8 protein-coding genes, 5 pseudogenes and 1 other annotated feature are annotated in these 11,564 nt (G+C 65.0%); of the genes and pseudogenes, 5 read left to right on the forward strand and 8 right to left on the reverse strand.

Annotation, left to right across the window (positions count from 1 at the left end; genetic code table 11):
• A partial coding sequence (locus Ae150APs1_RS33070) for a transposase (RefSeq protein WP_212567354.1) occupies positions 1-262 on the reverse strand: 262 nt, incomplete at its 3' end.
• 173 nt (positions 263-435) lie between these two features.
• On the opposite strand from Ae150APs1_RS33070, the pseudogene Ae150APs1_RS29620 reads away from it, so the two are divergent.
• Positions 436-999: pseudogene (locus Ae150APs1_RS29620) on the forward strand (IS3 family transposase); the annotation flags it as partial.
• A 166-nt stretch (positions 1,000-1,165) separates the two neighbouring features.
• On the opposite strand, the gene Ae150APs1_RS29625 reads toward Ae150APs1_RS29620, so the two are convergent.
• Together Ae150APs1_RS29625 and Ae150APs1_RS29630 are read right to left on the reverse strand one after the other, a co-directional pair.
• The gene (locus tag Ae150APs1_RS29625; protein ID WP_158071568.1) at positions 1,166-1,567 is read right to left on the reverse strand and encodes a nuclear transport factor 2 family protein; all 402 of its coding nucleotides are present in this window, start codon (positions 1,565-1,567) and stop codon (positions 1,166-1,168) included.
• Positions 1,568-1,868: 301 nt separating this feature from the next.
• Positions 1,869-3,115, reverse strand: a pseudogene (locus Ae150APs1_RS29630) (IS3 family transposase).
• Positions 2,706-2,834, reverse strand: a sequence feature (AL1L pseudoknot). It overlaps the preceding pseudogene by 129 nt.
• Positions 3,116-3,244: 129 nt before the next feature.
• Here Ae150APs1_RS29630 and Ae150APs1_RS29640 point away from each other — a divergent pair.
• On the forward strand, positions 3,245-4,528 hold the full coding sequence (locus tag Ae150APs1_RS29640) for an IS256 family transposase (RefSeq protein WP_075303007.1): 1,284 nt from the start codon (positions 3,245-3,247) through the stop codon (positions 4,526-4,528).
• 125 nt (positions 4,529-4,653) lie between these two features.
• Positions 4,654-4,950 carry a transposase family protein gene (locus Ae150APs1_RS29645; RefSeq protein ID WP_212567355.1) on the forward strand — a complete coding sequence of 99 codons (297 nt, stop codon included), beginning with the start codon at positions 4,654-4,656 and terminating at the stop codon, positions 4,948-4,950.
• A 15-nt stretch (positions 4,951-4,965) separates the two neighbouring features.
• Here the strand turns inward: Ae150APs1_RS29645 and Ae150APs1_RS29650 are convergent.
• Positions 4,966-6,217: pseudogene (locus Ae150APs1_RS29650) on the reverse strand (IS256 family transposase).
• Between Ae150APs1_RS29650 and Ae150APs1_RS29660 the strand changes: the two are divergent.
• Positions 6,105-7,373: an ISL3 family transposase gene (locus tag Ae150APs1_RS29660; protein ID WP_249266623.1), complete on the forward strand. Its 1,269-nt coding sequence runs from the start codon at positions 6,105-6,107 to the stop codon at positions 7,371-7,373. The pseudogene Ae150APs1_RS29650 and the gene Ae150APs1_RS29660 overlap by 113 nt on opposite strands.
• 133 nt (positions 7,374-7,506) lie before the next feature.
• Here the strand turns inward: Ae150APs1_RS29660 and Ae150APs1_RS31705 are convergent, their stop codons facing one another.
• The 3 genes from Ae150APs1_RS31705 to Ae150APs1_RS29675 all read right to left on the reverse strand — a co-directional run bounded on the left by Ae150APs1_RS31705 (position 7,507) and on the right by Ae150APs1_RS29675 (position 9,713).
• Entirely contained in the window at positions 7,507-7,866 is a 360-nt protein-coding gene (locus Ae150APs1_RS31705; RefSeq protein WP_139317294.1) for a hypothetical protein, read from the reverse strand.
• Positions 7,867-8,703: 837 nt separating this feature from the next.
• A complete protein-coding gene (locus Ae150APs1_RS29670; RefSeq protein WP_212567356.1) occupies positions 8,704-8,910 on the reverse strand; it encodes a hypothetical protein in 207 nt (68 codons plus the stop codon).
• Between the two features lie 5 nt (positions 8,911-8,915).
• Positions 8,916-9,713, reverse strand: a complete 798-nt coding sequence (locus tag Ae150APs1_RS29675) for an IS5/IS1182 family transposase (protein ID WP_075303011.1) — start codon at positions 9,711-9,713, stop codon at positions 8,916-8,918.
• A gap of 978 nt (positions 9,714-10,691) precedes the next feature.
• Between Ae150APs1_RS29675 and Ae150APs1_RS29680 the strand changes: the two are divergent.
• Positions 10,692-10,922: pseudogene (locus Ae150APs1_RS29680) on the forward strand (transposase family protein); the annotation flags it as partial.
• Positions 10,923-10,953: 31 nt separating this feature from the next.
• On the opposite strand, the pseudogene Ae150APs1_RS34115 reads toward Ae150APs1_RS29680, so the two are convergent.
• Positions 10,954-11,564: pseudogene (locus tag Ae150APs1_RS34115) on the reverse strand (IS3 family transposase); the annotation flags it as partial.

Raw genomic sequence — 11,564 nt, forward strand, 5'->3', positions numbered from 1 at the left:
TGTTGGCCCGGCGGAGTTCACGGGTCTCCCGCTCCAGCTCCGCCAGCCGAGCGGCCTGATCGGTCGTCGTCCCAGGCCGGGATCCAGCGTCGATCTCGGCTTGCTTCACCCAGCCGCGCAGGGTTTCCGGAAGGATTCCCAGCTGGTCACCGATACGGCGGCAGACGTTCGTGCCGGCGTTGACAGGGTCGGCCTTGGCGTCGAGGACCAGCCGGATCGCTCGTTCCCGCAGCTCGTTGGGGTGCTTCCGTGGGGCTGCCATCGCTGCTCATCATCTCCTGGCTTGACACCCTCCATCAAACCCGGCGCGAGACAGACGACCGGCCGGTCGCGCGGTGCACCGTCGGCCGGCTCATGAAAGCCGCAGGCCTGCGCGGTGTCCGGCGGCAGCGGGTGCCGCGGACCACCATCCGTGCCGACAGCCCCGACCTGCGCCCGGACCTGGTCGAGCGCGACTTCACCGCGACGGCCCCGAACCGGTTGTGGGTCGCCGACATCACCTACATCTAGACGCATTCCGGTTGGGTGTATGCCTCGTTCGTCTTGGACGCGTTCTCCCGGAGGATCGTGGGTTGGCAGCTGTCACGTCATCTCTACACCGATCTCGCCCTAGACGCACTCAACATGGGGATCTGGATCAGGGAACGCAGCGGTGCAGATCTGTCGCGGTTAACGCATCATTCGGACCGCGGTGTCCAATACGTTGCCATTCGCTACACTGAGCGGCTCGGCGAAGCTGGTGTCGTCGCTTCCGTCGGGTCGGTCGGCGATTCCTATGATAACGCGATGGCGGAGGCATTCAACTCGTTGTTCAAGGCCGAATTGATCCGCAACAAGGGGCCGTGGGCGGGGATCAGCGACCTTGAACTCGCGGTCGCCGAGTACGTCGACTGGTACAACCACCGCCGACTACACGGCGAACTCGGCTTCGTCCCGCCGGTCGAGTACGAGATCCATAACGCCACCACCACGACCGCCCGGCAGCCCGCCGGAGCATGAGAACTCAGCCTCTACCAAACCCGGCACTTGACATTCGTCATCGACTGCTACTCCCGGGCGATCGTGGGCTGGCACGCCGCCACGACCAAGACCACCAGCCTGGTCACCACCGCGCTGATCAGATCGATCGGTACGACACCCGCGGCGGAGATGAGCGGGAAATCCTCTACGGATGCCCCGGGGCCTGCGAGGAGGTAGGAGCGGGGACCATCGGGTTGCCGTTGGCGGTGTCACCGGGGATGGCCTGGATGACATCCCAGTGCTCGACGATCTTCCCGCCCTCGACACGGAAGAAGTCCGCGACTGCGGACCGCTTCCCATCCTTCTCCGTCGACTCCGCGTGGACCACGACGATGTCGCCCTCAGCCACGACACGCCCGATCCGGAACGTCACCCCGCTGTCCTTCACATACGGGCCCATCGTGTCCACGAACGCCGCCCGTCCGTTCGGGACCTGCGGATTGTGCTGGATGTAGTTCTCCGCGACATAGGTCTGCGACGCACCCGCAACATCACGGTGGACGAACGCCTGAGTGTAGAAATCGGTGACCAACTTCGCCTTGTCCACCGGCACCGGAGTCGTTGTCGGGACAGGCGACTCCGACACCGCAGCAGGCTGCCCATGCCCAGCATGACCGGCATGACCGGCCCCACCGGGGCTGCAGCCCCCGGCGACCAACACCGCCGACGCCGCACCCGCCAGCACCACCGCCCACCCCGGACCTGTCCTGGCCTGTCTCGTCATCGCTGCGCTACTCACCTGGGCTGCTTATCGCATTCCACATCGGGCAGGGGCCCACGGACCCGGGTCGGGGGAACACCTTCATCCCTCTGAGTGTCAAGTGCCGGGTTTGGTAGAGGCTGAGTTCTCATGCTCCGGCGGGCTGCCGGGCGGTCGTGGTGGTGGCGTTATGGATCTCGTACTCGACCGGCGGGACGAAGCCGAGTTCGCCGTGTAGTCGGCGGTGGTTGTACCAGTCGACGTACTCGGCGACCGCGAGTTCAAGGTCGCTGATCCCCGCCCACGGCCCCTTGTTGCGGATCAATTCGGCCTTGAACAACGAGTTGAATGCCTCCGCCATCGCGTTATCATAGGAATCGCCGACCGACCCGACGGAAGCGACGACACCAGCTTCGCCGAGCCGCTCAGTGTAGCGAATGGCAACGTATTGGACACCGCGGTCCGAATGATGCGTTAACCGCGACAGATCTGCACCGCTGCGTTCCCTGATCCAGATCCCCATGTTGAGTGCGTCTAGGGCGAGATCGGTGTAGAGATGACGTGACAGCTGCCAACCCACGATCCTCCGGGAGAACGCGTCCAAGACGAACGAGGCATACACCCAACCGGAATGCGTCTAGATGTAGGTGATGTCGGCGACCCACAACCGGTTCGGGGCCGTCGCGGTGAAGTCGCGCTCGACCAGGTCCGGGCGCAGGTCGGGGCTGTCGGCACGGATGGTGGTCCGCGGCACCCGCTGCCGCCGGACACCGCGCAGGCCTGCGGCTTTCATGAGCCGGCCGACGGTGCACCGCGCGACCGGCCGGTCGTCCACGCCGCCTTCGCGGCCCAGCTGTGCCCAGACTTTCCGGACGCCGTAGACGCCGTAGTTCTCGGCGTGCACGCGTGCGATCTCGGCGGAGACGAGGATGTCGCGTTCCGCCCGGGCCGAGGGTGGACGGGTCTTCGCCGCATAGTAGGCACTCGGGGCGATCGGGATACCGGCGTCTTTCAGCACGGCACAGATCGGCCCGACCCCGAACTCGTTCCTGTTCTTGTCGATGTAGTCGGTGACTACCGTTGCGGGCGGTCGAGCTCCGCCGCGAAGAAAGCCGAAGCGGACTTGAGAATGATGTTGGCCCGGCGGAGTTCACGGGTCTCCCGCTCCAGCTCCGCCAGCCGAGCGGCCTGATCGGTCGTCGTCCCAGGCCGGGATCCAGCGTCGATCTCGGCTTGCTTCACCCAGCCGCGCAGGGTTTCCGGAAGGATTCCCAGCTGGTCACCGATACGGCGGCAGACGTTCGTGCCGGCGTTGACAGGGTCGGCCTTGGCGTCGAGGACCAGCCGGATCGCTCGTTCCCGCAGCTCGTTGGGGTGCTTCCGTGGGGCTGCCATCGCTGCTCATCATCTCCTGGCTTGACACCCTCCATCAAACCCGGCGCGAGACAGGCCGCACCCTTCCGGTGATCTTGAAGGCTCTCAAGCAAGACCGGCGCAGCAACGCTGGTCGGAAGGGCACGACCCATGCTCACCGTAGTTCCCGAACCCGGATCCGGCGACGAGGCCCGCCTGCAGGAGGGGCCGGCGTTGATCGACGAGCTCGTCCGCGAGGGCGCCCGCCGGATGCTCGCCCAAGCTCTGCAGACCGAGGTCGACGACTACATCACCCGCCACAGCAACGAACGCGACGCCCACGGCCGACAGCTGGTAGTGCGCAACGGCTCCCACGAACCTCGCGAGGTGGTGACAGCCGCGGGCGCGGTGGCGGTGCGGGCGCCGCGGGTCGACGACCGCCGGATCGACCCCGCGACCGGTGAGCAGCGCCGGTTCTCCTCGGCGATCCTGCCGCCCTGGTGCCGCAGGACCCCGAAGATCACCGAGGTGCTGCCGCTGCTCTATCTGCACGGCCTCTCGTCGGGAGACTTCGTGCCCGCGCTGGGGCAGTTCCTCGGCTCCAACGCGGGCCTGTCCTCATCGACGATCACCAGGCTGACCGAGACCTGGAAGACCGAGCAGCAGGCGTTCTCCCACCGGGACCTGTCCAGGGTGGACTACGTGTACGTGTGGGCCGAGGGCATCCACGTCAACATCGGCCTCGCCGAGCACAAGTTGTGCCTGCTCGTGCTCATCGGAGTCCGCGCCGACGGGCACAAGGAGCTCGTCGCCCTCGCCGACAGCTACCGGGAATCGACCGAGTCCTGGGCGGACCTGCTGCGCGACTGCGCGCGGCGCGGCATACGCGCCCCCGTCCTGGCCGTCGGGGACGGCACGCTCGGGTTCTGGGGCGCGCTACGGGAGGTGTTCCCCGAGACCCGTGAGCAGCGCTGCTGGGTCCACAAGACCGCCAACGTCCTCGCCGCACTGCCCAAGAGTGCGCACCCGGGAGCGAAGAAGGCGCTGACCGAGATCTGGAACGCCGAAGACAAACGCAAGGCCCTCGACGCCGTGACCTGCTTCGACGCCGTCTACGGGGCAAAGTTCGGCAAGGCCGTGGTGAAGATCCGTGACGACCTCGATGAGTTGCTCGCCTTCTACGACTTCCCCGCCGAGCACTGGCAGCACCTACGCACCACGAACCCGATCGAGTCCACGTTCGCGACCGTCCGCCACCGCACCCGGGTCACCCGCGGGCCCGGCTCACGCACCGCCGGGCTCGCGATGGCGTTCAAACTCATCGAAGCCGCCCAGGACCGCTGGCGCGCCGTGAACGGCCCGCACCTGGTCGCGCTCGTCCGCGCCGGAACAGTCTTCGAAGCCGGACGACTCGTTGAACGACCTGACGACCACACCCACACCGAAGCCGCCTAAAAGATCTTCATCCACAGGTCTTGACGATTGCTTCGGACGGTTGATGATGCAGGTTCCTACGCCGAACACCATCAACGAGCCCCGGGGACCTGATGTCGCAGCCTACGTGCCCGCCCGCCCAGATCGTGGCCGACACGATCGTCCGTACCGTGGAGCTCGGCGTACGGATCACCGACGCCGCGGTTGACGGTGAGACCACGGTGTTGTGGTGTGATCTGCTGGTCGATGGGCCCGGCTCGTGCCCGGGGTGCGGGCTGGTCGGGACCTACCGTGACAGTGTCGCGCGTCGGGTCACCGATGTTCCGGTGGTCGGTCATCCGCTGCAGCTGCGGGTTCGGGTACCGCGCTACGGGTGTCTCCACGACGGCTGCGCCCGGTCGCGTCCGCGGACGTGGTGGATGGAGATCGACACCACCGTGTGAGCCTTCGTGGTCAATCTAGGCGCTGAGCGCGCCGGTCGTCACCTCCATGGTCGTCGTCTCGGCCGCGGGTGGGCTGGTTGCGGCTCGGGTCTTGGTGAGTAGGTCGAGGCTGATGTAGCGGCGGCCTTCGGCCCATTCGTCGGTCTGTTCGGCCAGTACGGCCCCGACCAGGCGGATCACGGCGGTGCGGTCGGGGAAGATCCCGACCACGTCGGTGCGGCGCCGGATCTCCTTGTTCAGTTGTTCCTGAGGGTTGTTCGACCAGATCTGGCGCCAGAGCTCACGCGGGAACACCGCGAAGGCGAGCAGGTCCGCGCGGGCGGTGTCGAGGTGTTCGGCCGCGGCCGGGAACTTCTCAGCCAGCCCGTCGACGACCCGGTCGAACTGGGCATGCACCGCGGCGGTGTCGGGCTGGTCGAAGACCGTGCGCAGCAGGGTGAGCACCCACGGCTGCGCCGACTTCGGCACCTTCGTGGCCAGGTTGCGGGCGTAGTGCGTACGACACCGCTGCCAGCTGGCTCCGGGCGGCGTGGCCTCGATCGCGCCGACCAGACCCTGATGGCTGTCCGAGATCACCAGCGCGACCCCGGACAGCCCGCGAGCGACCAGCGAGCGCAGGAACCCCAACCAGCCGGCGCCGTCCTCACCGGAGACGACTTCCAGCCCGAGCACCTCACGTTGTCCGTCGGTGGTCACTCCGACCGCGATCAGGGCGTGCACGATCACCGTGCGCCCGTGCTCGCGGACCTTCTGAGTGAGCGCGTCCAGCCAGACGAACGCATACGGGCTGTCGTTGAGCGGGCGCGACCGGAACGCCTCCACCTGCTCATCGAGGCTCTTGGCCATCTCCGAGACCTGGGACTTCGACAATCCGGCGATGCCGAGCTGGCCGACCAGCTTCTCCACCCGCCGGGTCGACACCCCCAGCAGGTAGGACGTCGCGACCACCGAGACCAGGGCCTGCTCGGCGCGCCGACGCCGCTCCAACAGCCACTCCGGGAAAGTACGAGCCGGTGCGCAACTTCGGGATCGCCAACTCCACCGTGCCGGCGCGGGTGTCCCACTCCCGAGCCCGGTAGCCGTTGCGGGAGTTCACCCGCCCGTCGCTGCGTTCCCGGTAACCGGCCCCGCACACCGTGTCCGCCTCGGCCGACATGAGCGTCTCGGCGAACTGCTTGATCATCGCCCGCAGCAGATCCAGGCTAGCTTCGGCGAACCGGTCATCGAGCCAACCGGCAACGTCGTTCACACTGTCTGACGCGGCCATCGCGTCTCCTCCCTCGAGAACCAGAGCACTCGAAGGATCACCCGGTGGCCGTCTCACATCCCGACGCCACACCGATCACCAGCAACGACGCCGTACACCATCTCCGTGGACGCAACCCTGCGCCCGCGAGATCTTCGCCCACGACAGCAGCCAGCTGGCCCGCCCGGGCTGGACCACGACCAGACGCTGCGCGGCCTATGCCCTGCCTAGGCTGGCCGTGGACAAGGCCACCGTGTCCGCGGTCGCCCGCGAGTTGGGCCGATCGTGGGACACCGTGAACACGATCTCGGTCGCTGCCACGCAGGAGTTGCTGCTCACGGCCGGTCCGGCCCGCCTGCACGGGGTCCGGGTGATCGGGGTCGACGAGCACAAGTGGGCTCACGTGTTCGGCGCCGACGGCGGCGGGTTCGTCACCGTGATCACCGACCTCACCGCCGTTGTCGCAGGCCAGGGACCTGCGCGGCTGCTCGACCTCGTGCCGGGCCGTTCAGCGGCGGCGATGCGGGCCTGGCTCGACGCCCGCGACCAGGTGTTCCGCGACGGGGTCCGGATCGTGGCGATGGACGGGTTCGGCGGCTACAAGAACGCCGCCACCACCGCGCTGCCGGATGCGGTGGCGGTGATGGACCCGTTCCACGTCGTCGCTCTGGCCCGGCAGAAACTCGACCGGTGCCGCCAACGGGTCCAGCAGGACACCCTCGGGCACCGGGGCCGCGCCGGTGACCCCCTCTACGGCGTGCGACGCACCCTGCGGACCCGGCTCGGGCTGCTCACCGACACGCAGCGAACCCGCCTCGAGACGGTGTTCGCCGGCGACGAGCACGTCGGTGTCGAGGTCACCTGGTGGGCGTATCAGCAGATCATCGCCGCCTACGCCGACCCCGACCGCAGCCGCGGGAAGACCGCGCTCGCCGCGGTGATCGACCAGATCCGCACCCGCCTACCCACCGGGCTCGACGAACTCGCCACCCTCGGACAGACCCTGCACCGACGCCGCGACGACGTCCTGGCCTACTTCGACCACCGAGCATCCAACGGCCCCACCGAAGCCATCAACGGCCGCCTCGAAGCGCTGCGCCGCAACGCTCTCGGCTTCCGCAACCTGATCAACTACCGCATCCGCTCCCTGCTGCACTGCGGAGCCCTCGCACTCTAAAACCGGAAGAGCCGTCAAAGACCTCAACGCGAAGATCCGCCAATTAATCACCGGATGGAACGACCGCAAACACCCCTTCGTCTAAACCAAGACCGCCGACGAAATCCTCAAGAAAGTGAACCGTCAACCAACTTCAGAAACGCGACACTAGCTCCTCTAGGATTTCATCCACCTCGATCGTGACTGGAACTTTTTTTAGATCTTCAAGAGCGATGAACAGGCCGCACCGTTCTAGCTTCTGCTGAATTATTCCCCATTCTTGAATCTCGCCTGTTTCTTCTGCATCATCAGGTATGAGATGATTTAGTGCTGCCCGCTCAAGCACTGCCAACTCCATAGTCATTGACTGATGACCTATTGATTGACTCCAGCCATGCTTTCTCACCTCGATAGTGCGAAGATCTTTAGTTCGTGCGTATTCAGCTATCTCGATAAACACTGTTTGGGGGGGCAGTCCGCCTGCGTAAGATATTCGAACAATGAACTTACTCACCTGCAGCGGCGGGCGGGTACTCCTATCAGTCATCTGCGCAGTTAATTGTGGTTCCGTTAGAATACTTGGAAGCTGTTCCGCCACTCGGCGTGTGAATGACGGCCCAGGCCTTCCAGGAGACAGGCTTCGGGCTTAGACATTGAACTCTTGCCGTAGCCCGTTTCCCAGCCCCGCCCCCAGGGCGAACAGTAGAAAATCCCATAACTCCTCGTGATCTCCAAGTGTGATCACTGAAAAAAGCCTGAAGGTGGATAGCAATTGACCCACGCTTATCGCGGCAAAGACCCGACTCCCAGGTTCCATGACTAGATAGCTGCCCGGATCCGTCTCTTGAAATATGAGGCTTATCCGCAAACAGCCTTGGGTGACAGTTAAGAAGGTAAGCGAGAGCCTCCGGATCAGTTGCAACCACTCTATCACCTGAAGTCAATTCAGACTCTGGCGCAACTGTTTCAACAGGTTCATCAGGCGAGAGGTCAGGGGCGGTGCTAGTAATAGGTGGGGCGACACCTCCCTGAGGTGGATTTTCTGTCGCATATGCCATACTCGCGATTCCGATGGTGAGCGCTGCGACAGTAGCTACAACGACAGCTTGGCGCACGGTCGATAGGATACGCATGACACCTCATATCTTAGCCTCGGCTATCTTTTTCAAGATTAGGCCCGCTCGAATGAAAAAGCAATGACGGAGGAGTTCATTATGGTTGAACGCACAAACGTAACGGCGGGACCAAGAATTTCCTCGTTTATTTTTACCTTCAGGAGTGAGCCTTTTCCATCGTGATTGTGCTGGTCAGCGGCTCGCTTGGGGCGGTTAGCAGGGCCCCGGCAAAGTCGTCAAATGATCTTGTAGGTGGTCAAGGGCCGGTGGGCGTCTCGGGCGTGGTGGCGTAGTCCGGCGGCGATGTTGGTGGTCCCGGTCAGTCGGAGTGCGGTGATCGCGAGGTTGCGCAGGGCGGCCATGACCTGCGGTCCGGCTGCGGTGCGGGTCTGGGGGCGGTCCTCGTCGAAGGAGACGTCCCGGACCCAGTGAGCCTTTGCCAACCTGATCAGGTGTTGGCGATCATGAGGGTCTGAACTGCGGCGATGAGCTGTCCGGCCTGGTTCGGGCTGGAGCGGATCTTGCGGAGGATCTTCCAGTTCTCCAGCTCGGCGTTGACCCGCTCACCCGGTCCGCGGCGGCGAGCGTGTGCGGCGTTGACCGCCTTCTGGTTGCTGGACAGGGGGCGGTAGCGGCCGGTGTCGGGATCAAGGCGCCGACGCCTCTGCGGGACCGCCACGGTCGGTCCTGCACCCTGGTAGGCGGTGTCGGCCGCGGCGGGGATGTCATGTTCGGTCAGGGCGTCGATGATGCCGTGCCCGCGGGCCGCACCCATGTCGTGGCGTGCCCCGGGCAAGGGTGGGGAGATCCACACCAGCCGGCCGGCGGGGTCGGCGATGACCTGGACGTTGAGTCCGTGGCACTTGTGCTTGCCGGAGTAGAATCTCCGGTCGTAGCCCGAGGCCATGCCGACGCGGTCGATGCGCAGCAGGGTGCCGTCGAGGATCACGAACGCTTTGCCGATGGCGACCTCGATCGCCTGGGCCAGGGTTGGGGCCATCGCCGCGAGCAGCTCGATCGCCTCGCGCAGGTAGCGGTAGACCGTTGAGGCCCCCACCCGGAAACCGCAGGCGAGGTCGGCGTAGGTCTCGCCCTTGCGCAGGTGCGCGACCACGAGCAGGGCCTGGCAGCCCGCCGTCAGCTTCCGCCACCGGCTCCGGCGCTGGTTGCGGTGCGCGCGCAGCGCGTCAGAAAGCACGTGCAGGGCACGGCTGGACACGGTCATCCCGGACGGGTAGGACAGCACCTTGAAGCTCCTGGTTGGACGATTCTGGTCTCGACAACCGCCCGCCTACCAGGAGCTTCACCCATTCGAGGTCACGCCACGCCGTACCTGCTCTGATCAGCCCGAACACCAGGTTGGCAAAAGCTCACTGGAACATCGAGAACCGGCTGCACTGAGCGTTTTTCATCCTGGTTGACGACACCAAGAGACAGGCGCTCGCTAACAGCGGAGGTGCGCGCGTGGATGCTCCTACCGCAGGTCATGCGGGCGATCATCCGGTGGGGGACACCGCGGGAGCGTCGCTGTGACCTGCACGAACGGCAGGTTGGAAAACACTCAGTGGACATCACGCACCCACCACAACCCGACCGCATTATCGCGGAGTCGAGAAATGCAACTCCACCCGAACAATCCTGAACGTCATATCCCGATCATACGGAGGGACCGACCACTGCATCCGCTGAATATCATCGATAGCATTCATCACAGACACCGTACGCTCATTCCGCGCGAAGCCATCCTCCTGCTCCATCGTCACCGTCAAATACGCAGTAGCACGAGGCGGAACATCGAAACTCACCGACGTCACATTCCGAGCCCGATCAATATCCATCGCATCAGGACACATCGCCGGCCACGCCGCATCCTCACCCGGACACCGCATCACATGATCAACACCCGCATACGCAGGAGACGCAGGAAGAACCAACGACCCCGCCACCACCGCCCCCATCACTCCCACCGACACAGCCACCTGACGCGCAAACTTCCGAATCCTCACTCACCAACTGAAACCCGACACTTCAACCACTGTCAAGATCGACACTGTGCGGCCCGCGTCACTCGCGACCTGATGCGCCGCACCGCGTGTTTTTACGCTGAGCCTTTTCCATCGTGAGTTCGCTGGTCAGCGGCCCGTTGGGGGGTAGCGGGGCTGGGTGAGGCTCCCGGTAGGACAGCAGTCGACCAAGATCGACCATCCTGACCGGGAGCCTCGTCGTGTTGTCCTACCCTGCTGCGATCGCGTTGTCGACCCACACACTCACCCAGCTCAGCACGCTGATCCGGCGCCGTCGGCGGGATAGCACGGGTCGGTGGTGGCGGCTCACCGCAGGCCACCAGGCCCTGCTCGTCCTCGCGTATCTGCGCAACGGTGACACCTACGCCCGGCTTGCTGTCGGGTTCGGGGTCGCGATCAGCACCGCCTGGCGCTACGTCCACGACACCCTGTCAAGTGCCGGGTTTGGTAGAGGCTGAGTTCTCATGCTCCGGCGGGCTGCCGGGCGGTCGTGGTGGTGGCGTTATGGATCTCGTACTCGACCGGCGGGACGAAGCCGAGTTCGCCGTGTAGTCGGCGGTGGTTGTACCAGTCGACGTACTCGGCGACCGCGAGTTCAAGGTCGCTGATCCCCGCCCACGGCCCCTTGTTGCGGATCAATTCGGCCTTGAACAACGAGTTGAATGCCTCCGCCATCGCGTTATCATAGGAATCGCCGACCGACCCGACGGAAGCGACGACACCAGCTTCGCCGAGCCGCTCAGTGTAGCGAATGGCAACGTATTGGACACCGCGGTCCGAATGATGCGTTAACCGCGACAGATCTGCACCGCTGCGTTCCCTGATCCAGATCCCCATGTTGAGTGCGTCTAGGGCGAGATCGGTGTAGAGATGACGTGACAGCTGCCAACCCACGATCCTCCGGGAGAACGCGTCCAAGACGAACGAGGCATACACCCAACCGGAATGCGTCTAGATGTAGGTGATGTCGGCGACCCACAACCGGTTCGGGGCCGTCGCGGTGAAGTCGCGCTCGACCAGGTCCGGGCGCAGGTCGGGGCTGTCGGCACGGATGGTGGTCCGCGGCACCCGCT

This window comes from Pseudonocardia sp. Ae150A_Ps1 (assembly GCF_001932315.1).
GTDB lineage: Bacteria > Actinomycetota > Actinomycetes > Mycobacteriales > Pseudonocardiaceae > Pseudonocardia.